At 68.8% G+C, this 24,928-nt stretch carries 25 protein-coding genes; 10 read left to right on the top strand and 15 right to left on the bottom strand.

Annotated elements, in window-relative coordinates; genetic code table 11:
• Positions 1-124: 124 nt before the first annotated feature.
• The 6 genes from ACFWIW_RS23550 to ACFWIW_RS23525 all read right to left on the bottom strand — a co-directional run bounded on the left by ACFWIW_RS23550 (position 125) and on the right by ACFWIW_RS23525 (position 5,163).
• Positions 125-1,471: an SPFH domain-containing protein gene (locus ACFWIW_RS23550; protein WP_378370407.1), complete on the bottom strand. Its 1,347-nt coding sequence runs from the start codon at positions 1,469-1,471 to the stop codon at positions 125-127.
• 58 nt (positions 1,472-1,529) lie between these two features.
• The gene (locus ACFWIW_RS23545; RefSeq protein WP_063276642.1) at positions 1,530-1,961 is read right to left on the bottom strand and encodes an NfeD family protein; all 432 of its coding nucleotides are present in this window, start codon (positions 1,959-1,961) and stop codon (positions 1,530-1,532) included.
• 95 nt (positions 1,962-2,056) lie between these two features.
• A complete protein-coding gene (locus tag ACFWIW_RS23540) occupies positions 2,057-2,872 on the bottom strand; it encodes a DUF3097 domain-containing protein (RefSeq protein ID WP_378370404.1) in 816 nt (271 codons plus the stop codon).
• Positions 2,873-2,922: 50 nt separating this feature from the next.
• Complete coding sequence (locus ACFWIW_RS23535; protein ID WP_378370403.1) at positions 2,923-3,816, bottom strand: aminoglycoside phosphotransferase family protein; 894 nt, start codon at positions 3,814-3,816, stop codon at positions 2,923-2,925.
• A complete protein-coding gene (locus tag ACFWIW_RS23530; protein ID WP_378370402.1) occupies positions 3,801-4,583 on the bottom strand; it encodes an SCO1664 family protein in 783 nt (260 codons plus the stop codon). Before ACFWIW_RS23530 ends, ACFWIW_RS23535 begins: the two co-directional genes overlap by 16 nt.
• Before the next feature lie 4 nt (positions 4,584-4,587).
• Positions 4,588-5,163, bottom strand: a complete 576-nt coding sequence (locus ACFWIW_RS23525) for a DUF3090 domain-containing protein (protein ID WP_378370401.1) — start codon at positions 5,161-5,163, stop codon at positions 4,588-4,590.
• A 121-nt stretch (positions 5,164-5,284) separates the two neighbouring features.
• Between ACFWIW_RS23525 and ACFWIW_RS23520 the strand changes: the two genes are divergently transcribed.
• From ACFWIW_RS23520 to ACFWIW_RS23505, 4 genes are read left to right on the top strand one after another with little or no spacing between them, the layout of a single operon-like run.
• Positions 5,285-7,225: a prolyl oligopeptidase family serine peptidase gene (locus ACFWIW_RS23520; RefSeq protein ID WP_378370400.1), complete on the top strand. Its 1,941-nt coding sequence runs from the start codon at positions 5,285-5,287 to the stop codon at positions 7,223-7,225.
• Entirely contained in the window at positions 7,222-8,109 is an 888-nt protein-coding gene (locus ACFWIW_RS23515; RefSeq protein WP_378370399.1) for an LD-carboxypeptidase, read from the top strand. The genes ACFWIW_RS23520 and ACFWIW_RS23515 overlap by 4 nt, the downstream gene beginning before the upstream one ends.
• Before the next feature lie 48 nt (positions 8,110-8,157).
• Positions 8,158-8,784 carry a class I SAM-dependent methyltransferase gene (locus ACFWIW_RS23510; RefSeq protein WP_378370398.1) on the top strand — a complete coding sequence of 209 codons (627 nt, stop codon included), beginning with the start codon at positions 8,158-8,160 and terminating at the stop codon, positions 8,782-8,784.
• A 14-nt stretch (positions 8,785-8,798) separates the two neighbouring features.
• Entirely contained in the window at positions 8,799-9,215 is a 417-nt protein-coding gene (locus ACFWIW_RS23505; RefSeq protein WP_378370397.1) for a TIGR03668 family PPOX class F420-dependent oxidoreductase, read from the top strand.
• Between the two features lie 234 nt (positions 9,216-9,449).
• Here the strand turns inward: ACFWIW_RS23505 and mptB are convergent, their stop codons facing one another.
• The 6 genes from mptB to ACFWIW_RS23475 form a co-directional block, all read right to left on the bottom strand.
• Positions 9,450-11,009 (bottom strand): polyprenol phosphomannose-dependent alpha 1,6 mannosyltransferase MptB, encoded by a 1,560-nt coding sequence (mptB, locus tag ACFWIW_RS23500; protein WP_378370396.1) that lies wholly within the window; start codon positions 11,007-11,009, stop codon positions 9,450-9,452.
• Between the two features lie 14 nt (positions 11,010-11,023).
• The gene (gene nikE, locus ACFWIW_RS23495; RefSeq protein ID WP_378370395.1) at positions 11,024-12,694 is read right to left on the bottom strand and encodes a nickel ABC transporter ATP-binding protein NikE; all 1,671 of its coding nucleotides are present in this window, start codon (positions 12,692-12,694) and stop codon (positions 11,024-11,026) included.
• Positions 12,691-13,596 carry an ABC transporter permease gene (locus tag ACFWIW_RS23490; RefSeq protein WP_378370394.1) on the bottom strand — a complete coding sequence of 302 codons (906 nt, stop codon included), beginning with the start codon at positions 13,594-13,596 and terminating at the stop codon, positions 12,691-12,693. The genes nikE and ACFWIW_RS23490 overlap by 4 nt, the downstream gene beginning before the upstream one ends.
• Positions 13,593-14,624, bottom strand: coding sequence for an ABC transporter permease (locus ACFWIW_RS23485; protein WP_378370393.1), 1,032 nt, complete (start codon positions 14,622-14,624; stop codon positions 13,593-13,595). The genes ACFWIW_RS23490 and ACFWIW_RS23485 overlap by 4 nt, the downstream gene beginning before the upstream one ends.
• 9 nt (positions 14,625-14,633) lie before the next feature.
• On the bottom strand, positions 14,634-16,418 hold the full coding sequence (locus tag ACFWIW_RS23480; RefSeq protein WP_378370392.1) for an ABC transporter substrate-binding protein: 1,785 nt from the start codon (positions 16,416-16,418) through the stop codon (positions 14,634-14,636).
• Between the two features lie 392 nt (positions 16,419-16,810).
• Positions 16,811-18,601: a hypothetical protein gene (locus ACFWIW_RS23475; RefSeq protein ID WP_378370391.1), complete on the bottom strand. Its 1,791-nt coding sequence runs from the start codon at positions 18,599-18,601 to the stop codon at positions 16,811-16,813.
• 111 nt (positions 18,602-18,712) lie between these two features.
• Between ACFWIW_RS23475 and ACFWIW_RS23470 the strand changes: the two genes are divergently transcribed.
• From ACFWIW_RS23470 to ACFWIW_RS23460, 3 genes are read left to right on the top strand one after another with little or no spacing between them, the layout of a single operon-like run.
• The gene (locus tag ACFWIW_RS23470; protein WP_378370390.1) at positions 18,713-19,063 is read left to right on the top strand and encodes a hypothetical protein; all 351 of its coding nucleotides are present in this window, start codon (positions 18,713-18,715) and stop codon (positions 19,061-19,063) included.
• Positions 19,060-20,283 (top strand): hypothetical protein, encoded by a 1,224-nt coding sequence (locus ACFWIW_RS23465; RefSeq protein WP_378370389.1) that lies wholly within the window; start codon positions 19,060-19,062, stop codon positions 20,281-20,283. The genes ACFWIW_RS23470 and ACFWIW_RS23465 overlap by 4 nt, the downstream gene beginning before the upstream one ends.
• A complete protein-coding gene (locus ACFWIW_RS23460; protein WP_378370388.1) occupies positions 20,280-20,426 on the top strand; it encodes a hypothetical protein in 147 nt (48 codons plus the stop codon). The genes ACFWIW_RS23465 and ACFWIW_RS23460 overlap by 4 nt, the downstream gene beginning before the upstream one ends.
• Before the next feature lie 4 nt (positions 20,427-20,430).
• Here ACFWIW_RS23460 and ACFWIW_RS23455 read toward each other — a convergent pair whose 3' ends face one another.
• Together ACFWIW_RS23455 and ACFWIW_RS23450 are read right to left on the bottom strand one after the other, a co-directional pair.
• Positions 20,431-20,880, bottom strand: coding sequence for a hypothetical protein (locus tag ACFWIW_RS23455; RefSeq protein ID WP_378370387.1), 450 nt, complete (start codon positions 20,878-20,880; stop codon positions 20,431-20,433).
• The gene (locus tag ACFWIW_RS23450; protein WP_378370386.1) at positions 20,870-21,436 is read right to left on the bottom strand and encodes a TetR/AcrR family transcriptional regulator; all 567 of its coding nucleotides are present in this window, start codon (positions 21,434-21,436) and stop codon (positions 20,870-20,872) included. The genes ACFWIW_RS23455 and ACFWIW_RS23450 overlap by 11 nt, the downstream gene beginning before the upstream one ends.
• 61 nt (positions 21,437-21,497) lie before the next feature.
• On the opposite strand from ACFWIW_RS23450, the gene ACFWIW_RS23445 reads away from it, so the two are divergent.
• Complete coding sequence (locus tag ACFWIW_RS23445; protein ID WP_378370385.1) at positions 21,498-22,106, top strand: DUF2867 domain-containing protein; 609 nt, start codon at positions 21,498-21,500, stop codon at positions 22,104-22,106.
• A gap of 58 nt (positions 22,107-22,164) precedes the next feature.
• Here the strand turns inward: ACFWIW_RS23445 and ACFWIW_RS23440 are convergent, their stop codons facing one another.
• On the bottom strand, positions 22,165-22,602 hold the full coding sequence (locus ACFWIW_RS23440; RefSeq protein WP_043848115.1) for a helix-turn-helix domain-containing protein: 438 nt from the start codon (positions 22,600-22,602) through the stop codon (positions 22,165-22,167).
• 89 nt (positions 22,603-22,691) lie between these two features.
• On the opposite strand from ACFWIW_RS23440, the gene ACFWIW_RS23435 reads away from it, so the two are divergent.
• Complete coding sequence (locus ACFWIW_RS23435; RefSeq protein ID WP_378370384.1) at positions 22,692-23,873, top strand: thiolase family protein; 1,182 nt, start codon at positions 22,692-22,694, stop codon at positions 23,871-23,873.
• Positions 23,870-24,904, top strand: coding sequence for a (4Fe-4S)-binding protein (locus ACFWIW_RS23430; protein WP_378370383.1), 1,035 nt, complete (start codon positions 23,870-23,872; stop codon positions 24,902-24,904). Before ACFWIW_RS23435 ends, ACFWIW_RS23430 begins: the two co-directional genes overlap by 4 nt.
• The last annotated feature ends 24 nt before the right edge of the window (positions 24,905-24,928 follow it).

Here is a 24,928-nt window from a genome sequence, read left to right as displayed (position 1 = left end):
CCTCCTTACCTACCCTGAGGGTAGGTAAGGAGGCCCTCACTACCCTCAGGCCGCCACGTGGGTCACAAAACACACGAGAGAGGGCCGCCCCGGACGGGACGGCCCTCTCTCACGTCAAAGCGGCTCAGCGCTGCGGCGGCGGCCCACCCTGCGGACCACCGAACGGACCCTGCTGCGGGAACGGCCCACTGCCCGGCCCCTGCGACGGCGGACCCTGGTACGGACCGCCCTGCGGACCCGCGGGCGGCTGCGGCTGCGGCAGCTGCGAGGGCGGCGGGACCTGCGGAGGCTCCGGAGCCGCCTCCGGCTCGGGAGCCGGTGCGGCCTTCGGGACCTGACGCGGAGCGGGCGGCTCCTGCCGCGGCGTCGCGACACCCAGCGCCGGAACTTCCTTACGCGCCACGGCTTCCGCGGCCGCGACGGCCTCGGCGACCTTCGGGTCGCTGGAGGTGTCGAACCAGCCCTGGACCTCTTCGTCCTCCAGGTCCGGCTTCTCGACGGGGTCTTCCTTCGGCGGCTCGTAGCGGAACACGCCGTCGTCGCCGGGGGCGCCGAGCGCGCGGGCGAAGCCTTCCAGCGCCTTGCCGTAGTCGCTCGGGATCATCCAGACCTTGTTCGCGTCGCCCTGCGCCATCTGCGGCAGCGTCTGCAGGTACTGGTACGCCAGGACCTCGGGCGTCGGGCGCCCGGCCTTGATCGCCGCGAAGACCTTCTCGATGGCCTTCGCCTGACCCTGTGCCTGCAGGTACCTGGCGGCTCGTTCACCCTGCGCGCGCAGGATCCGCGACTGCCGCTCGGCCTCCGCGCTCAGGATCGCGGCCTGCTTGGCACCTTCGGCCGCGAGGATCTGGCTCTGCTTCTGACCTTCCGCGGTCTTGATCGCCGATTCCCGCTGACCTTCGGCGGTCAGGATCATCGCGCGCTTCTCACGGTCGGCACGCATCTGCTTCTCCATCGAGTCCTGGATGGAGGGCGGCGGGTCGATCGCCTTCAGTTCGACGCGGGCGACGCGGATGCCCCAGCGGCCGGTGGCTTCGTCGAGCACGCCGCGCAGCTGGCTGTTGATCGAGTCGCGCGAGGTCAGGGTCTGTTCGAGGCTCATGCCACCGACGACGTTACGCAGCGTCGTGGTGGTCAGCTGCTCGACACCGACGATGTAGTTCGAGATCTCGTAGACCGCGGCACGCGAGTCGGTGACCTGGAAGTACACGACCGTGTCGATCGACACGGTCAGGTTGTCCTCGGTGATCACGGGCTGGGGCGGGAACGAGACGACCTGCTCGCGGAGGTCGATCCGCGCCCGGACCTTGTCCAGGAAGGGCACCAGAAACGTCAGGCCGGGAGAAGCCACCGTCCGGAACCGGCCCAGCCGTTCGATCACTGCGGACTGCGCCTGCGGCACCACCATGATCGCCTTGACCACGACGACGACCACGAACAACGCGAGCAGTCCGACGACGATGAACACCACTGTCTCTGACAACTACCTTCCCCTTACGTAGAAACCTGCTGCTGTGCGGCCGTCCGGCTCACAGCTCGGCCGAGACGACCGCCGTGGCACCCGAGATCTCGACGACCGTCACCGACGTTCCCGGGGCGATCGGTTCCCCTTCGGTCATGGTCCGTGCCGACCAGACGTCGCCCGCCAGTTTGACCTGGCCCGCGTCGCCGTCCACTGTGGACACTACTACCGCTCGCGCGCCGATGAGAGCGTCGGTGTTGGTCTTGATGTCCGGCCCCGCGAGAAACCGGCGTTTGAGGGTCGGCCGGACGAGGACGAGCATCCCGACCGACGCGACGGCGAACACCGCGACGTCGATGAACGGGTTGCCGGTCAAGGCGGCCGAGCCCGCCCCGAACAGAGCTCCGACGCCGACCATGAGCAGGAACAGATCACCCGAGAGCAGCTCGGCGATGATCAAGAGGATGCCGGCGATCAGCCAGATGAGAGCGCCTGTCATGCGTTCATGCTCCCAGATCGCGCCGATTCATACCGAAGAAGCGAAACCGACGTGACCGACGCGTGACCTTGAGTGACCTCGCGCAAATCGGTCATTCAGGACTCTTCGCCCGGGTCGGAGACGAAGTCGATGAGCCGTTCCACCGCTCCGATCAGCGGCGTTTCCAGATCCCGGTAGCTGCCGACAGCCGCCAGGATCCGCTGCCAGCCCTCCCAAGGCTCGCCCCAGCCGAGCACGTCGCAGACGCCCTCTTTCCACTCCGTGCCACGCGGGACCTTCGGCCAGGCGCGGATACCGACCACCGAAGGCTTCACGGCCTCCCAGATGTCGATGTACGGATGCCCGGTGATCAGCACGTTCTCGTCGCGGATCGCGTCGACGATCCGCGACTCCTTGCTCCCCGCGACCAGGTGGTCGACCAGCACACCGAGCCGCCGTCCGGGACCGGTGCCGAACTCGTCGATGCGATCGGACAGCACGTCCACACCATCGAGTGGTTCCACCACCACGCCTTCGACCCGCAGATCGTGTCCCCACACCCGCTCGACCAGTTCGGCGTCGTGTTTGCCCTCCACCCAGATCCGCGAATCACGGGCGACCCGCGCCTTGAGCCCCTGCACCTGGACCGACCCGGACGCGGAGATCCGGCGGGCCGGCGCCTTCGGAGCCGCCTTCGACGGCACCAGCGTGACCGGCTTTCCTTCGAGCAGGAAACCCGCGGGGTTCAGCGGGAACACGCGATGCCTGCCGTGACGGTCTTCGAGGACGACGTTGCCGTACTCGATCTTCACCACGGCACCGCAGTAGCCGCTGGCCGGGTCTTCGACCACGAGCCCCGGTTCCGCGGGCACCTCGGGGATCTTCCGCTTCCGCGGGCCGGACAGCACGTCGTCGTACGAATGGGAGCGCACGGCGCCCGACGCTAGCGGTGCCGAGTGGCGGCGTCTCCCCGCCACGCCGGTCAGGCGGCCATCCGCAGCATCGCTTCGACGAACGGGGTCCGCTCACCCCGCTCCAGCGGGCGCATCACGAACAGCGGCGCGAGCGCGACGCACCACGCGCGCACCCGTCCGGCGTCGAAACCCGGCAGATACGGCGCGATCGCGTCGAAACCGTCTTCCAACGTTCCACCCTCGCGCATCGGCAACGTGACCCAGTCGGCCAAATCGAACATCGGATCGCCGACGCTCGGCCGCGGGTCGATCGCGACCGCTCCCCTCCCAGGCCCGCCGTCGAGGACGTTGCCCGGATGCAGGTCGCCGTGCACGATCGCGTTCCCACCCCCGCCGGTCGCGAGCGCGAGCGCCCGCCGCCTCGCCCGATCGAGGGTTTCCAGCGAAAGCGTGGCTTCGGCCACCGAACCCCGCAGTCCACGCTCGGCGAGGTCGTACATGAAGACGACACGGTCTTCCAGCGTCGAGAAATCCGACCGCGGGGTCACCGCGTGGATCTGGGCCAGCAGGTCGCCGACCTCGGCCCACGGGACATCCGCACCCGCCTCCAGCAGCTGCGTACCCGGGTCGATGCCTTCCAGCAGGATCGCCCCGTCGGCGAGTTCGGTGTCCAGCACCTGCACGACGCGGGAACAGCCGTCCCACGCCCGCAACGCGGCGGCCTCGGACGCGGCGATCGACTGATCCGGCGTCAGCTTGAGAACCTTCTTGGCTCCGTCGTCCCCGGCACAGATCAGGGTCCGCCCGGTGTTACCCGCTTTCGCGTCGACGACGGTGAGCCCCCACCGGGCCGCCAGCCTCGCCACGAGAGCGGGCAGCTCGCCGCACCACGCCGTGACCTCTTCACCGAACCGCGTGACCAGACGCGCACGCGCCTCGTCGTCGATCAGAACAACGGCCACGGGATGGCGCGCCAATCGTCGCCGGGCTCCGGGAAGACAGCCTCCGCCAGGAGCAGATCGGTGCGCTCGGCCAGCGCACGGATCTCGAACCCGGTGAGATGCTCGCCGAGCGCGCCACCGAGTTCACCGTCCAGCTTCTCGCGCAGGCCGCGCAGCTTGCCGATCTCGTCCTCGGTCAGCCGCTCGCCGATCCAGCCCCAGAGCACCGTCCTCAGCTTCGGGTCGGTGTGCAGACAGATCCCGTGATCCACGCCGTAGACGCGACCGTCGGCACCGGCCAGCACGTGGCCGCCCTTGCGGTCGGTGTTGTTGACCACGATGTCCAGCACCGCCAGTTCCCGCATCCCCCGCCGGTTCGCGTGCGCGAGCACCGCGGGTTCGCCGTCGCGATCGTGCGCGTGCAGCACGACACGCCAGTCCTCCGGCACGCTTTCCGGCGACCGGACGTCGACCAGCTCCTCGTCGGTGGTCTCGATCCACAGCTGCACCATGCCGGGCCCGAACGGCCCGTCACGCAGCACCGTCGGCGGGATCGCGCCCAGCCCCGAGGCGTCGGCGATCATGGCCGTCGCGACCTCCCGGCCCGCGAGCGTCCCGTCCGGGAAATCCCACAGCGGCCGCTCACCGGAAACCGGCTTGTACACGACGTTCCCGGTGACACCGTCGAGCTCGATCGTGCAGAACAACGTGACGTTGGAAGCGTCGACAAGCCTGCCTTCGACGTCGATCTTGCCGCGCGCCACCAGCTCCCGCGAAGTCTCCGCCACCTGGTCAGTCCTCGAGGACGTCGACGTCGCGCCGGTACCCGTTCTGACGCGGGCAGATATGCCCCGCCGGATCGAGCGGTTCCGCGCACAGCGGGCACGGCTTGCGGCCGGCGTTGACCACCTTGTCCGCCCGTTCCGCGAAAGCGCGCGCCGCACCGGGGGTCAGGAAGACACGGACCGCGTCCGGCCCCTCTTCGGTGTCGTCCAGAACGACCGTTTCGTCCACCTCGCCTTCCGTCATCGCGAGCAGTTCGATGACGACGGCACTGCTGTCGGCGTCCCAGCCGAGCCCCATCGTGCCGACGCGGAACTCCTCCTCGACCGGAACGGTCAGGGGGTCGACGTCGAGAAGCTCGTCGGGCGCGTCGTCCGGAACATCCGCGCCGAACCGGCTGGCGACCTCTTCCAGCAGCGAGCTGAGCCTTTCGGCCAAGACCACGACCTGCTGTTTTTCGATCGTCACACTGATCGTGCGGACGTCCTCGGACGCCTGGAGGTAGAACGTGCGGTCGCCGGGCTCACCGACGGTTCCTGCGACGAACCGGTCGGGCTGGCGGAAGACGTGGATTACGCGAGACATGGCACCTTTGACCCTAGGCCACGGCCCCTTGATCGGCATCCGCCGCCCCACGGTTCAGCCCAGGGCGAAACCGCCGCGCCCCGAGCCGCCATAGGCAAAGAGACGAACCTAGTCTTCCCCTGTGGTTGAGATCGCCCCTTACGGCACCTGGACGTCCCCCCTGTCGGCCGCCGACGTCGCGGCCTCGGGAGTCAGCGCGCAATGGCTCGGAACGGCGGGAAACGAGGTGTGGTGGGCCGAAGCGAGAACGGGCGAAGGCGGCCGCGTGACCCTCGTGCGGTCCCGCGCCGACGGCACCGTCGAGGACGTCCTTCCCGCTCCGTGGAACGTCCGGAACCGGGTCCACGAGTACGGCGGCCGCCCCTGGCTCGTCCTCGACGACGCCCTGGTCTTCACCCACTGGACGGATCAGCGCGTCTACCGCCGCGACCTGACCACCGGCGAGACGACACCGCTGACCCCGGAACCGGCCACGCGCCACCAGATCCGCTACAGCGACCTCCGGCCCGGCCGGACCGGCGAAGTGTGGCTGGTCCGCGAACGCAGCACCGGCCCCAGGCGCGTCGACATCGCCCGTGACCTCATCGCGGTCCCCCTCGACGGCGGCCCGGAACGCGTGCTGACCGCCAGCCACCACTTCCTCACCGCACCGCAGCTTTCACCCGACGGGACACGCGCGGCCTGGCTCGGCTGGAACCATCCCGCGATGCCTTGGGACGGCACCGAACTGTGCGTCGCCGAACTCCTCGAAGACGGCACCTTCGGACCGCACCGCGTCCTCGCCGGCGCGGCCGACGTCTCCGTCTGCCAGGTCGAGTGGGAATCGGCGGACAGCCTGCTCGCCCTGCTCGACCCGCACGGCTGGTGGAATCTGCACCGGGTCGGGCTCGACGGCGGCATCACGAACCTGGCCCCGGCCGAACAGGAGATCGGCGGTGCGCAGTGGAAACTCGGCGCCCGCTGGTTCACACCGCTCGGGAACGGCCGGTTCGCCGCCATCGCCTCGGGCAAGCTCGCCATCCTCGACGAGGAGACCCGGGAACTGACCCCGGTGCCCGCCGCCGCCGACCTGACCGCGTGGTCCACCAACGGGTTGGCCGTCCACGAAGGCTGCGTCGTCGGCGTCGCGGCAGGCCCGAAGCGCGAAGCCGCCGTCGTGAAGGTCGACCTCGAAGCCGGAACCGTCACCGAACTCGCCTCCGCACCCGAACCACCGTCGCCCGCCTACCTGTCGACGCCCATGGAGCGGATCTTCAAAACCGACGACGGCCACCAGATCCCCGCCTTCCTCTACCTCCCCGCGAACCCCGGCTTCGCCGCGCCGGACGGCGAACTGCCACCGCTGTTCGTGTACCCGCACGGCGGGCCGACCGGCCGGGACAGCGCGGTGCTCGACCACGAGATCGCCTACTTCACCAGCCGCGGGATCGCCGTCGTCACGGTGAACTACGGCGGCTCGACCGGCTACGGACGCGCCTACCGCGAACGGCTGCGGGAACAGTGGGGCGTCGTCGACGTCGCCGACTGTGTCACCGTCGCCGAAGCCCTCGCCGCCGAAGGCACCGTCGACGGCGACAGGCTCGCGATCCGCGGCGGCAGCGCCGGCGGATACACCTCCGCCGCGTCGCTGACCACCACGACGACCTATCGCGCGGGCACCGTGATGTACCCGATCCTCGACCTCACCCAGTGGACCGGTGACGGCGGCGAGACACACGACTTCGAATCCCGCTACCTCGACGGGTTGATCGGCCCCCTGCCCGGCGCCGAGCAGCGCTACCGGGACCGGTCGCCGATCAACAACGCCGACACTCTCGCCGGTCCCCTCCTGTTCCTGCAGGGACTGGAGGACGAGATCTGCCCACCCGAGCAGGCGGACCGGTTCGTCGCCGGACTGGCCGGGCGCGGCATCGAGCACGCGTACCTGAGGTTCGAGGGCGAACAGCACGGCTTCCGGAAGGCCGAGACGATCGTGGCCGCCCTCGAAGCGGAGTTGTCGTTCTACGGTCAGGTCTTCGGCTTCGAGACGCCCGGCGTGCCGAAACTCCGGCTGAGCCGGTGAGGCCGCCGAAGACGCGACCGGGCGACACGATCGCCCTGGTCGCCCCGGCGGGCCCGGTCCCGCCGGACCTCGTCGAGAAGGCGCTGCCAGTGCTCCGAGGCTGGGGCGTCGAAGTCCACGTCGGCGAATGCGTCCGCGCGACCTCCACCGGCTATCTGTCGGCTTCCGACGAGGCGCGCGCCGCCGAGTTCACCCGGGCCTGGCTGGATCCAGGAGTGACCTGCGTCCTCGCCGCCCGTGGCGGCTACGGCTCGCAACGCATGCTCGACCTGGTCGACTGGACGGCGCTGAAGGGCGCCGGACCCAAGATGTTCGCCGGATCCAGCGACGTCACCGCGCTGCACCGGGCGGTGAACGTCCACTTGGGACTGGAGACCCTGTTCGCCCCCTTGCCCGCGACCACCCTGTTCGACGCGGTGGCCGCCGAACACCTGCGGCTTTCACTGTTCGAACCCGAAGGCGTACGGCTGATCACCTCGCCGACCTCGTCGCCGCTGGTGGCGGGCGTGGCGACCGGGACGCTCATCGGCGGCAACCTCGCCCTGCTGACGTCCGGCCTCGGCGCGCCGGAACAGGGCTCGGCGCGTGAGTCGATCGTGCTACTGGAAGACGTCACCGAAAGCCTGTACCGGATCGACCGGATGCTCACCCAGCTGCTGCGTTCCGGCTGGCTCGACGGTGTCCGCGGCTTCGTGCTGGGTTCGTGGAAGTCCTGCGGCGACCCCGAGGACATCCGCGCGCTGATGCTCGACCGGCTCGGGCCGCTCGGCGTACCCATCGCGTGGGACTTCGGCGTCGGGCACGTGCCCGCGTCGCCAACCATCCCCCTCGGGGCGCGAGCCACCCTCGACGCCGACGCGGGGACACTCCAGGTCTTGCCATAACGGCAACGGAACTTGCGAAGACGGCCGGACCGCGGGCATCTTGCGGTCATGGATTCGACACAGCAGTTCTGGGAAGACTTCTATCGGGACAAGGACCAGGTCTGGAGCGGGAAGGCGAACCCGATCCTGGTGAACGAGGTCGCGGCCCTCATCCCGGGCACGGCACTCGATCTCGGCTGCGGCGAAGGCGGCGACGCCATCTGGCTCACCCAGCAGGGCTGGCGCGTCACCGCCGTCGACATCTCGGACGTCGCGCTCCAGCGCGCCGCCGCGCACGCGGCCGAGGCCGGTGTCGAGGGCATCACCTGGGAGCGCCACGACCTGGCGAAGTCTTTCCCGGAGGGCCGTTTCGACCTCGTGTCCGCACAGTTCTTCCACTCCCCCGTGGCGGAGGACGGCGAACGGGACAAGGCGCTCCGCCGTGCCGCCGAGGCCGTCGCGCCGGGCGGGACCCTGGTGGTCGCCGGCCACGCGGGCTGGCCGACGTGGATGGACGAACCGCCGCACAAGGACGTCCACTTTCCGACGACCGCCGAGGTCCTCGAAACACTGGCCCTGGCCGAGGGCGAATGGACCGTGGTGCGGCAGGAGCTGATCACGCACGACTTCCCCGGCCCGGACGGACAGCACGGAACGCGATCGGACAACGTGCTCCGCGTGCGCCGCTCGAACTAGGTACCGTCACGGGCATGCGGATGGCGCCTGCCGAAGCCCGGTCACGGTTCGAAGGCGAGCGGATCGCGCGACTCGCCACGGCCGGCGCGGACGGCGTCCCCCATCTCGTGCCGGTGACATTCGTCGTCGAAGGCGATTCGGTGGCCTTCGCGATCGATCACAAGCCGAAGAGCACGACGGCGTTGCGGCGGCTGAAGAACATCGTGGAGAACCCTGCCGTCAGTTTCCTGGCCGACCGCTACGACGAGGACTGGGCCGGGCTGTGGTGGGCCCGAGCGGACGGCGTCGCCCGGGTGTTGACGGATCCCGACGAGCAGGCGCTGCCGATGCGACTGCTGCGGGAGAAGTATCCGCAGTACGAGGCGCAGCCTGCTCCGCATGCCGTGGTGAGCACGCTCATTCACTCCTGGAGTGGGTGGCGGGCTTCCTGAGCTTTCTTTTGGCCTTGTTGCCGTTTCACGGTAACAAGGCCACTGCCATGACGTATAGGTCGTTATACACTTTTGAGTTGATGGACGTGAAGGCCTCCTTCAGGGACTCTGGGTCCCTCAAGGAGGCCTTCACGGAACGCCGTACGTCACACGCTCTGCTCTGCTCCCCCAGAACGCCGTGAGGGCCTCCTTCCCTACCCTGAAGGTAGTGAAGGAGGCCCTCACGGACCAAAGTCAGGACCGGGGCGCCTCAGCGGGCAGGAACTGCTCCACCGGCTTCCCTCGCCAGGCGGCGATGATGCCCAGCGGATCCGGCCGCAGCAGCGAAGCGGCCGCGTACACGCTCGCCACGACGACACCGGCCATGAACCACCAGTCGTACAGCGCCTGCTCCCCCGTCGGGTAGTAGACCAGCGTCACGAACACGGACACCGCAACGACCACAGCCAGGTTCCGGCGGCGCCATTCGAAGGCCGACAGGACCACAAAGCCCCAGGTCAGGTACCACGGCAGCGAAGGCGGCGGGACGATCGCCCCGGCCAGCAAGACGATCGCCATCCGGTGGATCGCCGGGTAACCGCCGTCGCGGGCCAGCCACCACTGCCAGCCGGCGAACACGAACAGGCCGACCATCGCGATCGCCCGGAACACCGTGACGAACGGCGAGACCTCGACGTCGATCACCAGGTTCACGAGCGAGTAGAAGATCTCGCCGATCCCGGTCGGGAAGTTCATCCAGTTCGCGATCAGCGTCGGTGCCTTGAGGCCGGTCAGCCAGCCGAGGTTGACCGAGCCGAGCGACAGCCAGGTGCCCGCGACGAACACCGGCAGGAAGATCCCGACCGACGCGGCGCCCGCGCGGAAGAAGTTGACCACCTTCCGGTCGCCGGGCAGGTGGTTCGCCCACACCCAGACCAGGAACGGCAGCGCCCACGCCGCGGTGGGCTTGATCAGCATGCCGATGGTGACCAGGACGATCGCGACGACGTGCTTGCGCTCCAACGCCGCCAGCACGCCCACGGTGAGGAAGCCCAGCATCAGCAGGTCGTTGTGCGGGCCGCCGACGAGGTGGATCACCGTCATCGGGCTGGCGATGGCGAGCCACAGGGTGATCGGCAGTTTCCCGCCGAGGTGCTTCACCAGCCGCGGCAGCGACCACAGCATCCCGGCCAGGCCGATCATCAGCACCAGCCGGGTCGCGATGACACCGGCGATCATGTCGTTGCCGGTGACCGAGACGATCCCCTTGGCGACCAGGAGGAACAACGGACCGTACGGCGCCGGGGTGGTCTGCCACAGCGGGTGGACGTTCTGCACGACGTCCGGCAGCACGGTCAGCTCGGCAGGACCGTTGGCATACGGGTCGAGCCCGTGCAGCAACTGCGCGCCCTGTGCGAGGTAGGAGAAGACGTCGCGGGTGAACAGCGGCGGCGAGACCAGCAGCGGCGCCATCCAGCAGGCGGCGGCGGCGACGATCGGGCGGCTGCCGATGCGGCCCGCGAGCGCGTAGCGGCCCAGGCGGACCCACGCCCAGATGATCAGCGCGAAGCCCGTGTAGAGCACCGCGTTGGCGAGGATGCGACCGTGGCCGTAGCGGATCCACGACAGCGGCCCGTGCCCCAGGATCGGGTCACGGACGAGAGTGCCACCGGCGCCGAGCGCCGCCAGCATCAGCAGCGTGCTGCCGATGGTCCCCATCGCGATGGTGCGGTACGGGAACCGGGAAGGTACCCGTAGCCGCTCGCCGAGGGAACCGCCCGAGGGCGTCTGCTGGGGGTCTGTCGTGGTCGCCATTTCGAGATTGGAGGTTACACACCGCGCCTGTGCGAGTGCGCGGCAATGGGGGTTTCCCGCGCGGTTCCGCCGGGCAACGCGGCGAGCAGCGACTTCGTGTAGTCGTGCTTCGGGTCCAGCAGGACCTCCTCCACGGTACCGACCTCCACCAGCTCCCCTCGGTACATCACGGCGACCCGGTCGGCGATGTTCCAGGCCAGCCCGAGGTCGTGGGTGATCACGAGCCCGGCGAGACCGAGTTCACGCCGCAGGCGCAGCAACAGCGCGAGGATCTCCCCCCGCACCGACGCGTCGAGCGACGCCACCGGTTCGTCCGCCACGATCACGCCGGGGTCGAGCGCGAGCGCGCCCGCGATGACCACCCGCTGCCGCTGACCCCCGGACAGCTCGTGCGGAAGCCGGTCGAGGAACTTCTCCGCGGGCCGCAGTTCGGCCGCTTCGAGTGCCTTGACGACGATCTCGTGCTCGTTCGCGCCCATTCCGTGGATGCGCGGGCCCTCCGCGACGGCCTCGTACACCGTGTGGTTCGGGTTCAGCGCGCTCGTCGGATCCTGCAGCACGAGCTGCACCTGCCGCCGGTACGCCTTCAGCCCGGCGCCGCCGAGAGGGACCGGCTTGCCGTCGTAGCGCACCGCGCCGGAATCCGGTTTCTGCAGCCCGAGCAGCGTCCGGGCCAGCGTCGTCTTGCCCGAGCCGGACTGGCCGACGAGCGCGACGATCTCGTCCTTCCGCACCTGAAGACTCACTCCGGCGACGGCGTTGATCCGCTTGCCGGAGCGGTCACGGAAGCTGACGCGCAGGTCTTCGGCTTCGAGCAACGCGGGCTGGTCGGCGCTGCGTTCCGGCTCCGGTGGCAGCGGCGTGCTGGTCGCGGGCGCGAACCGGGACACCGGATCGCCCACGGTCGGGAACGCGGCCGCCAGCGCCTTGCTGTGCTCGTGCCGTGGCGCGCTCATGAGCTCGGCGCTCGGCCGTTCCTCGACGATCTCGCCGTCGTACATCACCGCGATCCGGCGGCAGGTCGCGGCGAGCACCGAGAGGTCATGGCTGATCATGATCAGCCCGATCCCCTGTTCGGCGACCAGCCTGCCCAGCAGGTCGAGCACCTGCGCCTGGACGACGACGTCGAGCGCGGTCGTCGGCTCGTCCGCGATGATCAGTCGCGGCGAACACGCCAGCGCCATCGCGATCATGACGCGCTGTTTCTGCCCGCCGGACAGCTCGTGCGGGTACGCCCCGGCCCGGCCGGGCGGCAGGTCGACCTGTTCGAGCAGTTCCTTGACCTTGGCCTGGATCTCGCCGTCCGACAGCGCCTTGCCGCCGGGCGGATGCAGGCGGATCGGCTCCGCGATCTGCTCGCCGATCTTCCGCACCGGGTTGAGCGCGTGCATCGCGCCCTGGAACACGACCGAGGCCTCGGCCCAGCGCACCGCGCGCAGCCTGCCCCACTTCATGGCCGTGACGTCTTCACCGTCCAGCAGGATCTCGCCGCTGACCTTCGCCGAACGCGGGAGCAGCCGCAGCACGCTCATCGCGACCGTCGACTTCCCCGACCCCGACTCCCCCGCGACGCCGAGGGTGTCGCCGGGTTCGAGCACGAGGTCGACACCCCGGACTGCGGCGACCTCGCCGCTACCGGTGGCGTACGTGACGCCGAGGTTCTTCAGTTCCAGCAAGGGGCTCATGAGTGCTGTCCCTTCAGGCGCGGGTTCAGCACGGTCTCCAGCGCGCGTCCGACGAGAGTGAAGGCGAGGACGACCACGACGATCGCGACACCTGGCGGCAGCAGGTTCCACCAGGCGCCCTTGCTGATCGCACCGTTGTTCAGCGCGGTCTGCAGCATGGCTCCCCAGGAGACGGTGTTCGGATTGCCGACACCGAGGAAGGCCAGCGTCGCATCCGCGATGACCGCGTTGCCCACGACGAGTGTGGTGTTGGCCAGCACGAGCGGCATGACACCGGGCAGGACGTGCTTGCCGACGATGTGCAGGTGGCCGCCACCGAGCGCCTTCGCACGCTCGATGTACGGACGGCCTTCGATCGTCAACGTCTGCGCACGGACCAGGCGCGCGGTGCTCGGCCAGGCGGTGACGCCGATGGCGACGATCACCGTCATCGCGCCCTGCTCCAGCACCGAGGCCAAGGCCACGGCGAGGACGAGAGACGGCAGCACCAGGAAGAAGTCGGTGAACCGCAGCAGCAGTCCGGACAGCCAGCCACCGAAGTGTGCGGCGGCGATCCCGATGATCGTGCCGATCAGCACCGAGAGGAAGGCGGCCGAGAACCCGACGAGCAGGGAGATCCGCGCGCCCCAGAACGTCATCAGCAGCACCGAGCGGCCATCGATGTCGGTGCCCAGCCAGAATTCCCCGCTGGGCGGGTTCAGCGAACCGCCATGGGCCTTCGTGACGTCGAGACCGGATTCGTCCGAGATCACCGGCGCGAGGATGGCCAGCACGGTGAGAAGGCCGAGGAACGCGAGCCCGAAAACGCCCGCCTTGTTCGTCGTGAACTCGTGCCAGCGCTTCGCCACTGCCTCGCGGCGGCGGCGCCAGACGATCGAACCGGGTTTTTCCGCAGTGGTCATGCCGTCCGCACCCTGGGGTCGAGCACGCGGTAGAGCAACTCCGCGAGCAGGTTCATCAGCACCACCGCGCCCGCGAGGGTGACGAAGACTCCTTGCAGGACAGGCAGATCAGGTCCGCGGAGCGCTTCGTAGAGCAGCTGCCCGAGCCCCGGCCAGCTGAACACGGCCTCGACCGAGACCGCGCCCGAGACCACCATGCCGAACTGCATGAAGACCAGCGTCACCGTCGGCAGCAGGGCATTGGGCACAGCGTGCCGCTTGCGCACCAGGTCGTCGCGCAGGCCCTTGGCCCGTGCGGTGGTGAGGTAGTCCGAGTTCATCTCGCCGATCAGGGACGACCGCATGACCAGCATGTACTGCGCGTAGAACACCACCAGCAGGGTCACGCACGGCAGCACCAGATGGTGGAGAACGTCGAGCCCTTCGCTGAAGAACCCCGGCGCGACGTCCGGGGAGTGCATGCCCCGGCTGGGAAAGAGCCCGTCGGTGGCCACGAGCAGCATGAGCCCGAGCCAGAACTGCGGGACCGACCACAAGGTCAGCGCGAGTCCCGTCTGGGCCTTGTCGAATCCGCTCCCCCGCCGCCAGCCCGCGCGGATACCGAGCCAGAGGCCGAGCGCGACCGCGAGCACCGTCGCGCTGCCGACGAGCAGGATCGTCGGCCACAACCGCTCGCCGATCATGTCGAAGACCGGGCGCCGCTGCAGGTACGAGACCCCCATGTCGCCCTGAAGCAGGCCGACGACGTAGTCCCAGAACTGTTGCAGCAGCGGCTTGTCCACGCCCATCTGCGCGCGCAGCTCCGCCATCATCTTCGGATCGGTCGGCCGGTCGCGGACCATGAACCGCACGGGATCACCGGGCAGCGTCCGGAACAGGAAGAACCCCAGCACGACGACGAGCGCGAGACTCGCCAGCGCGCCGCCGATCTTGGAGAGCACGAACCGGGCGGTGCCGGTCCCGCCCCGGCGCGCGGCGGGATCGACGAGCGCCGAGGACTGGTCGAGGGAACTGAGTGCTTCGGTCAACGCGGTCCTTTACTCCCGGTCATCAGCCGACTTGCCGCGCCGCCCGAGCAGCACGCCGCCGCCGACGAGCACCACGAGCACGACCGCGCCGATGCCGATCCACAAGCCGGTGTTGCTGCTTTCCTCGCTGTTCGCCGCGGCCGCGTCGGCCGGGGTGGCGCCGTAGACGCCCCAGTAGCCGGACTGCTCGAGGATCGCGCCGTCGGGCTGCGGCTGCTTGGTGAACGAGGAGAACTTGTCCGACCGGTAGGCCTCGAGCACGTTGTCGTAGTCGAGGACGACGTCGACGTACTCACCTGCCAGCACCGCCTGCGCCTGCTTCACGAGCTCGGCGCGCTTGGCCGGGTCGAACTCGGTCAGCTGCTTCTTGTACAGGTCTTCGTAGCGCGGGTCGCAGAAGAACGTCGCCGAGGTGCCGCCGTTGCCCTCCGCGTTCGGGCGGCCGGCGCAGGTGTTCAGGCTCAGGGCGTAATCCGGGTCGGGCGAGGTGCCGTAGCCGGAGATCGCGAGGTCGTAGTTGCCCGCGGTGGTGCGGTCGTCCAGTTCGTCGTCGGAGACAAGCTCCTGCTTGACGCCGATGCCGACGTCCTTGAGCCACCCGGTCAGGAACTGCGCCACCCGCTGGTCGAAGGGCCGGTTGGCGTGCCCGGCGAGGCGGAACTCCAGCTTCGCGCCACCAGGGGCGACGCGGATGCCGTCCGCGCCCTTGGCGTAGCCGGCCTGGTCGAGGGTGGCGTTCGCGGCCGCGATGTCGAACTTGGTCTTCTCCGCCTCGGACGGGGTCCAGGTGTAGGCCTTGTAGATCGCCGGCACGACGCCGGTCCCGGGCTGGCCGTAGCCGTTCATCACCTTTTCGACGATGGTGTTGGTGTCGACGGCCTGCGCGATCGCCTTGCGGACGCGGACGTCCTTGAGGATCGGGTTCCCGTCACCGATCGGCTGGTCGAGGACGTTCTTGACGCCGAAGTTGATGATGAGCTCGTTGTACCGGCGGCCCGGCGCCTTGTTCGTCGTGATGTTCTTCTCGCCCTTGAGCGCGTCGAACTGCGTCGGCGTGAGGCGGTTGATGACGTCGACCTCGCCCTGCTTCAACGCGTTGACCGCGGCCTCGGCGTCCTTGAACTGCAGCAGTTGCAGCTCGTCGACCTTGGGCGCGCCGCGCCAATAGTCCTTGTTCGCCTTGAATTTCACGAACTCGTTCTTCTTGTACTCGGTGAGCAGGTACGGCCCGCTGCCGACACCGACCACGGCCATGTCGTCGGTCGAGGGGGCGTTGAGGTCCTTGATCGGCTCCCAGATGTGCTTGGGCACGATCGGGACGTCGAGCGAGGTCATACTCGACTGCGGGGCCTTGGTCTTGATGACGAGCGTCTTGTCGTCCGGCGCCGACACCGAGGCGAAGTTGGTGACGTAGCTGCCGTTCGCGGTGCGGGCGTTCTCGTCGTCGAGCATCCGCTGGAAGGTGTACGCGGGGTCCTGCGCGGTGATCGGCTTGCCGTCGGACCACTTCATCCCCTGGCGGATGGTGAAGGTCCAGGTGAGCTTGTCGTCCGACGTCTTCCACGACTCCGCGATCCCGCCGGTGGGCTGGGTGTCCTCGGCCGAAGGCAGGGTCAGGAACTCGTAGTTGAACCGGCCGACCTGGGTCGACGCCGCCAGCTGGGCGGTGAAGGGGTTCAGGTGGTCGATGCCGGTCGTGAGCGCCACCCGGAGGACCTTGCCCTGCTGCTGTGCCGCCGCGGCGGGCACGAAAGGCACCGTCGCGACCGCCGAAGCGGCGAGGACGGCGACCACGCGAAGACCACGTCGTCGCCTCGGAAAACGCTCTGTGCGCACGAAGACCACCCCATCGAAACTCGCTGTAACCCAACCCCCGAGGCGGAAAAGTAACCACATGTCGCGGTAACCGCGCAATGACTCGCCAATACCGATCGTGCACGGCGGATGTCGTCGCGTGGTCGACAGCTACTTTACGTCTCGCCGACGTCGCACAGTGTCACCATTTCGGCGCGCGCAACGGCGACACGTGCAGTGTCCTGGGTATTCAAGGGAAGCGGGCTTGCAAAAGTCTTGCGCGCGATGATGCCCAATCGATACGTGCGACGAAGTGCGAGCAAAGCGTTTCGTCCTCTGGATGCGGTCGTTGCACACGCAAGTACCGCATCCAGAGGACGAAACTCGGGGCGTCAGCCGACGGAGACCTCTCGCCGACGCGCGGTGGCCGCGGCCGCGTAGAGCCACGCGAACAGCGCCCACATGCCGGCGAAGATCAGCCCGACGGTCACGTACGCGACCGTCCACAGCACAGCGGGCGTCTCCGACTTCCGCTCTCGTTGCAGGAACTCGATCTCGGACATGAACGGGCGCGTGCCGGACGTCGCGTCGATCGACGGCGCGTTCGCGGCCGGGTCGGCGGGCGCGTAGATCGGGGCCAGCCCCATCACGCGGTTCGGGACGTGCACGCGGATCCCGGTCTTCCACTGGCCGAACACCGGCAGCGGCTGGGCCGTGCGGTAGACCCCGTCGCCGATCTTCTCCAGCGGCGCGGTGTAGAAGTCGCCGCCCTGCCAAGCGAAACCGTTGAGCCACACGGCGTCGTCGGCCAGGTCGGGCCGCGAGATCGTGACGGTCGCGTCGACCCAGCGAGGCGTGCCGCCGCCGTGCGGGTTCGAGATCGGCAGCCCGGTCGCGGCCTCGGTCAGCCGGACGTCGGCGGTGAACCCCGGCTCCGGATCGGCCGGGACGGCGACCGCCGACATCAGCGCGACCGCGCCCAGCGCGCCGACGAGCCCGACCGCGTGCCGGGGACCGGGAGCGGGCACCCGCGTCGCCGTCTCCTCCACTCGCTGGTATTGCCAGACACCGATGAACGCGCCCGCGAGCGCCGCGCCGGTCCCGAACAGGACGAAAAGCGGCAGATGCGCCGTGGGCCAGGGGTTCGGCATCAGCCACTGGGTGAACGCCGCCTCGGCGAGCATCCCGGCCGTCCCCACGAGCAGACCGGCGACGGCGGCGAACGTGTAGCCCTGCCGGTTCCGCATCGCGAAGGCGACGACCTCGATGATCACCGCTTCGGCGACGTACGGCAGCAGCGACGCCACGTGCAGGTCGGCGAACAGTGGGATGACGGCGAACGACGCACGGGAGGCGAGGAAGACCGCGAGGACGATCAGCGCGCCACCGGGGCCCCAGGACAGCCGCCCGTAGGTCAGCGTCCAGGCACCGATCAGGCCGACAAGCACGACCTGCGACAGCATCGGGAACTGCGGGACGCCGAGATCGAACTCCATGAGGAACGCCGAAGCGCCCATCATCCAGGCGCCGGCGAGGACCGGGCCGAGCAGGCGCACCACCGGTCCGGTCGCACCGACCTGACGTGCCTCGCCGAGCAGCAGCTGCAGACCCAGCACGACGCACACACCGCCGCCGATCATCAGGACGTGCGTCGGCCCCCACTCGGTGACGTCCTGACCGAACAGGCGGTGCCAGACGTCGTCGAGCGGGAAACCCGCGATGCCGACCAGCCCGGTCGCCATCATCTGGATGGATCCCATCGGCGCCCGCCAGTGCGGGCCGATCTTGAACGTGCGCTTGGGCAGATCCTTCGTCGCCAGGGTCGCGCTGAGCACACCGCTCGCGAAGATGCCCATTAGTCCGAAGTAGATCGGATAGTGCGACGGGTTCGCGAGCGGGCCTTCGTCGCGGCCGAGCTCCATGTGGATCGGCACGTCCCAGTAGACGCCGATCAGCGCCGACATCCCGGAGAGGAAGGCGACGAACATCGGCAGCGCCGCCCAGCGCGGCAGACCGGCGAGCTCACCCATCCAGTCCGCGACGCGACCGAAGACCGTCCGCTTCCCCGCGCGCTCGCGAAGCACGAAGAGGGCCAAGGGCAGGAAGACCGCCGTGAACATCAGGCCCGCGATGACGATCTGCCCGAATTGCGCACCGCCGGCAGGCGGGCTCTCCTGAGCCATGAACACCGTTCTCGCCTTCCTGCTAACCTGAGTAACTGTTACCTTGGGGTAACACGATAGGCGCAAGGTCCCGAGCGGGCAAGCCGGGGCGTACGACTTGGAGGGACCTCGATGCGGAGGATCTGCGGGATCACCGTCGCCGCGCTGCTGGCCGTGACCGGCTGCTCGGGAACGACCGGTCCCGAACCGGCCACCGGCACCCGGACCGTCAAGTTCTCGATCACCGAAGGCAAGCGCACGGCGGGCCCCGAGGAGGTCGCGGTGCGCACCGGCGAGAACGTCGCGCTCGAAGTCACCTCCGACCAGCCGGACGAACTCCACGTCCACGGCTACGACAAGGCTGCGCAGCTGGCCCCCGGCGTTCCGGGAACGGTCTCCTTCACCGCGAACATCGACGGCATCTTCGAGGTGGAACTGCACAAGAGCGGCGCGGCGGTGACCAAGCTCCGGGTGAGCGGATGATCCTGGCGCACGGTCTCGGCGGCCGGTCCGACCTGCCGGTTCCGCTGTGGCTCGCGCTCTACGCGGGAGCGGCGGCCGTCCTGGTCTCCTTCTTCGCGCTCACCGCGCTTTGGAAGGAGCCCAAACTCCGCGGCGCCGACGCCGGCCGCCCACTCCCCCTCGCGCTGCAACGGTTCGCCGACAGCGCGTTCTCACTCGTCGCGTCGCGCGTGATCGGAGTCCTGCTGTTCGCGGGGTTTCTGGCGATGGCGTGGGCCGGGCCCGACAGCTCGGCCGACAACCCGGCCCCCGCCTGGTTCTACGCCTGGTTCTGGGTCGGACTGGTTCCGCTTTCGCTCCTGTTCGGCCCGGTCTGGCGACGGCTGAATCCACTGAGGACGGTCGCGTCGCTGATCCCGTCCCGGCCTCGCGAGCTCCCGGAACGGCTCGGCTATCTGCCCGCGATCGCCGGTCTCCTGGCGTTTTTGTGGTTGGAACTGGTGTTCCCGCATTCGGACTCGCCCCGGGCGATCGCTCTTTTCAGCACCGTATATGCCGTTATACACATTGCGCTCGGCGTGGTGTTCGGTCCGCGCTGGTTCGACCGCGGTGACGCTTTCGAGGTCTATGCGCGCTTGATCGCGGCCCTTTCCCCGTTCGGCAGGCGTGCCGACGGGCGTCTGGTGATCCGGAATCCGTTGGACGGTCTGCTCACCCTCTCCCCCGCGCCGTGGCTGACCGCGCTGGTGCTGGTGGTGCTCGGCTCGACCGCGTTCGACGGCCTGACCCGGCTCCCGTTCTGGACGTCGCTCGACGCCGGTGTCCTCGTCGGCACCGCCGGACTCGCGGCCTGCATCGCGCTCACTTACGGCGCCTATGCGGGCGCGGTCAGCCTGACCAGGCCGTACCTGCGCCGAGGGTTCGACCCGTATCCCGCGTTCGCGCCTTCGCTGATCCCGATCATGGTCGGCTACACGGTGGCGCATTACTTCTCGTTCGCCGTGTTCTCGGGCCAGCAGGGCTTCGGCAGCGCGATCGACTACACGGTCGTGTCGACCGGCGTGATCGCGCTGGTGCAGATCGCCGGAATCGTCGCCGGGCACGTGCTGGCCGTAACCTCGGCACATGACCGTTCCGTCGGCGTGCTGCGCGCGAACTACGTCAAGGTGGGCCAGTACCCGATGCTGGCGCTGATGATCGGCTACACCGCGCTCGGGATCGCGCTGGTCTCCGGCTCATGACCATCGCGGCGCGGGTGGTGATGATGCACCAGGGCGGCTGGGACGAGATCCTCATCTTCGTCGGCCCCGTGGTGATCATCGGGCTGCTCGTCTACGTGGCGCGCAAGCAGGTCCCGACCACACCCGAGGACGACGACGAGTAACCGGTCATTCGATGGGGACGTACTCACCGCCGGCCAGCGCCGCGGTCAGGTCCGGGAATGTCGACGAGCTTCCCGCGAACCGGCCTTGGACGACGCGGACGTAGGCGCCGTCCAAGGGAAAGACGAGCACGAACTTCGAGCCATCGTTTCCCCGCACGATGGCTCCCTTGTTCAGGTTGTCGAGGAACTCGATGATGTCGCGCTCGATCTCCTCGGCGAACTCGCGCTGCTCATCATGCGCCAGGTTGTACAGGTCAGTGTCGATATCGTAGGTGGCACGCTTGCCGGTCATGGGGTCCAGCGCCTCGAACGCGAGCCGTAGCCAGCGGCCCGGTTCGACGTCCACGACCGCGCGCCAGATCGATCCGTCGAGCCGCCACGTCGATTCCGCGATCTTCACCGCCTTGAGCTCGCTCAGGAAAGCAAGGAGCCGTTGGCCCGCCTCAGATTTCATGATCAGGCCCGCCGCCGAGAAGCAGCGCCCCGGCCAGCTCGGTGACTTCGTCCCGGCTCCGGCCGTCGTGGTCGGCGGCCATGAAGTGCTTGCCGATCAGGAGAGAGAACGCCAGCAGACAGCGGGCCTCGACCTCGTCCTCGTCGCTGAAGATCTCGCGCATGAGGGACCGCAGGTAGTCCATCCGCTGGTTGTCGACCCGCCGTAGACGTTCGGCGACCGCCGGGTCGCGCCGAGCCCAATCCCGGATGGCGAGGTCGATCGGCAACAGACGCTCGCCGGCGAGCAACCCCGCGCGCCGGATCTTCGCCCTTGCGTCGCCGCCTTCGCTCTCGACGCTCTCGAACAGCAGGTCGGTGCTCATCCGCTCCCAGGCGGCGAGCATTTCCTCCAAGAGCGTGCCTCGATCGGCGAAATAGCCGTAGAAGCCGCCTTTGGTGACGCCCAAGGCTTTCGCGAGCGCCTCGACGCGGACCGCGTCGGGACCTCCGGCGGCGAGCGCGGTCAGTCCCGCGTCGATCCAGGCGCTCGGCGGGGTCCGGGTTTCGGCGGCCATGGGATCACCGTATCTCCCGTCACTCCGGCACCACGAGGACGATATATACGCTACCGTACAGATGGCGGAAGTACTGGGAGGAACTACGACGTTGAAACTCGCGGAAACGGCCCACACCGCCCACGCCTGGCGGATCCACGAGATCGCCGGGGATTTCGACCTCGAAGACGTCTGGGCGCTCGATACACCGGGCGGGCCGGACGACTTCGGCAAACTGGTGAAACAGTTCTCGTCGGGGAACTTCCCGGACGGGTCACCGCTCCCCGTCCGGGCGCTGTGGGCGCTGCGCTGGAAACTCGGCGCACTCCTCGGACTGGACGAGCGGAGTTCCGGCCTCGACACCCGGGTGGGGTCGCTGCGCGGCAAGCTGCCGCAGGACCTCCGCGATACACCCACCGGCCCGGACGAGGACTGGCTGCCGTTCACCCCGCTCTACCGGCTCGACGACGAGTTCGCCGCCGAGATGGCGAACCGGACCATGCACGGCGTCCTGCACATCGCCTGGGTCGAGGACGGACAGGGCGGACACCGCGGTCAGATGGCGGTGCTGGTCAAACCCAACGGCCTGTTCGGGCGGCTGTACATGGGCTTCATCAAGCCGTTCCGGTACCTGATCATCTATCCGGCGCTCATGCGGATGATCGCGCGGGAATGGAAGGGCGACTCCTAGCTCCAGTCCTCGTGAGTGGCGAGGACGGTTAGAACCGTCCTTACCACTCACGAGGCGGTCAGGAGCGGCGTGTGCTCCGCACCAGCGTCATGTCCTTCTCCCGCACCGGTTCGTGGCAGTGCGCGCACACGGTCTCCGGCGCGAGCACCTCACCGCAGGAATGCCGCCACACCGTCGGCGGCGGCCCCTCGGTGACATACGTGTCGCCCCACGCCATGAGGTTCAGCAGCACGTGGTTGAGCGCGTGCCCCGCCTCGGTGAGCACGTACTCGTAGCGCGGCGGATGCTCCTCGTAGAGCCGTTTCTCGAGGATTCCCGTCTCGACGAGCTTCCGCAGCCGCGCGGTCAGGATGTCCCGGCTCGCCCCGGTGTTGCGGACGATCTGGTCGAACCGCCTCGCCCCGAAGAACACCTCACGCAGCGCGAGCAGGCTCCAGCGCTCCCCGATCACCTCCATCGCGTTGGCGATCGAGCAGTCCCTCGGCCCTTCGGTCATGCGACCAGCGTAAACCCAGTGAGTCTTGATTTCCAACCCACTCGGTGCCACAGTGAGTTGGAGATCCCAACTCACTACTGGAGGAAGCCGTGCACGACGCGGTCATCGTCGACGCCGTCCGCACCCCGATCGGCAAGGGCAAACCCGGTGGCGCCCTGCACGAGATCCACCCGGTCCAGCTGCTCGCCCACACGTTGCGGGCACTCGTCGAACGCAACGGGCTCGACCCCGAACTGATCGACGACGTCATCGGCGGCGCGGTCGACCAGGTCGGCGAGCAGGCACAGAACGTCACGCGGTGGGCGGCCCTCGCCGCCGGGCTGCCGGAAAGCGTGCCCGCGACCACCGTCGACCGGCAATGCGGGAGCAGCCAGCAGGCCGTGCACTTCGCCGCGCAAGGCGTGATGGCGGGCGCGTACGACGTCGTCATCGCCTGCGGCGTCGAGTCCATGAGCCGGGTCCCGATGTGGTCGAACGTGCTGCCGGGAACCGATCCGCTCGGCCCCGGCGTCGCGGAGCGCTATCCGGAAGGTCTTGTCCCCCAAGGGATCAGTGCCGAACTCATCGCCGCGAAGTGGTCGCTCAGCCGCCAGGCGATGGACGAGTTCGCGATGGCATCGCACCGGAAGGCGGCGCGGGCACACGAACTCGGGCGGTTCGCGAGCCAGATCGTGCCGATCGAGACACCGTCGGGCCGGGTGTCCACCGACGAGTCCATCCGGCCGGGTACCGATCTCGAAACGCTCGCCAAGTTGCGCCCGGCGTTCCAGGATCCGGCTATCGCCGCGCGCTTCCCGCAGATCGACTGGTCGGTGACCGCGGGCAACAGCAGCCCGATCAACGACGGCGCCTCCGCCTTGCTCATCACCTCCAGCGAGACCGCGGCGAGGCTGGGCCTCCGGCCGCGCGCCCGCCTGCACAGTTTCGCCGTCACCGGATCCGACCCGCTGCTCATGCTCACCGGCGTCATCCCGGCGACGGAGAAGGTGTTGCGGCGCGGGGGGCTGAGCCTGGCGGACATCGACCTGTTCGAGATCAACGAGGCCTTCGCCAGTGTCGTGCTGGCGTGGCAGCAGGAAACCGGCGCCGACCCGGCCAAGGTGAACGTCCACGGCGGCGCGATCGCGCTCGGCCATCCGCTCGGCGCGAGCGGGACCCGGCTGATGGGCACGCTGGTCAACGCGCTGCACCACCACGGCGCCCGGTACGGCCTGCAGGCGATGTGCGAAGGCGGCGGTCAGGCCAACGCGACCATCCTGGAGGCGTTGTGACCGGCCGGCTCCCCAGGAAACTGAAGGATCATCCGTCGGTACAGGCGGTTCTCGCCAAACCGCGGGACAAACCGTCCCCGGTGATCGACGCCGCCTGGCTCAAGGACATCTGCCTCGCCGCGGGCGCCGACGACGCGGCCGCCGTCTCGCTCGACCACCCGGATCTGGCGGGCGAACGCGAGCATGTCGAGCGCGCGCTGCCCGGTACCAAAACCCTGGTTTCGCTCGTGGTGCGGATGAACCGCGACGACGTCCGCTCCCCCGCCCGCAGCGTCGCCAACCAGGAGTTCCATCGCACCGGCGAGATCATCAACGAGGCAGGCCACACGATCGTCCGGACACTGCAGGACGCCGGGTATCGCGCGATCAACCCGTCGGCGACGTTCCCGATGGAGATGGAGCACTACCCCGGCCGGATCTGGGTCGTCGCGCACAAGACGGTCGCCGTCGCGGCCGGTCTCGGGGCCATGGGGCTGCACCGCAACGTGATCCACCCGAAATTCGGCAACTTCGTGCTGCTGGCGACCCTGCTGGTCGACGCCGAGGTCTCCACCTACGGCGAAGCGCTCGACTACAACCCTTGCCTGGAGTGCAAGCTGTGCGTCGCCGCCTGCCCGATCGGCGCGATCTCGAAGACCGGCGAGTTCGACTTCCTCGCCTGTTCGACGCACAACTACCGCGAGTTCATGAGCGGCTTCACCGACTGGGCGCAGACCGTGGCCGACAGTGAGGACGCCGCCGACTTCCGGTCCAGGGTGAGCGACTCGGAGAACGTGTCGATGTGGCAGAGCCTCGCGTTCAAACCGAACTACAAGGCCGCGTACTGCATGGCGGTCTGCCCGGCGGGCGAAGACGTGCTCGGGCCTTACCTCGAAGACCGGCGCGGCTTCCTCGGCGCCGTGGTGAAACCCTTGCAGGACAAGGTGGAGACGTTGTACGTCCGGGAAGGGTCGCCGGCGAAGGAATACGCCGAACGCCGCTTCCCGCACAAACCGGTGAAGGAGGTCGACGGCGGCTACCCGCGGCGGTAGGGCCATCCCTACCCCGCGCCCGGG

Source organism: Amycolatopsis sp. NPDC058340 (genome assembly GCF_042723975.1).
GTDB lineage: Bacteria > Actinomycetota > Actinomycetes > Mycobacteriales > Pseudonocardiaceae > Amycolatopsis.
The sequence above is the reverse complement of the archived record's forward strand: the minus strand, read 5'-3'. Positions and strand labels throughout refer to the sequence as shown.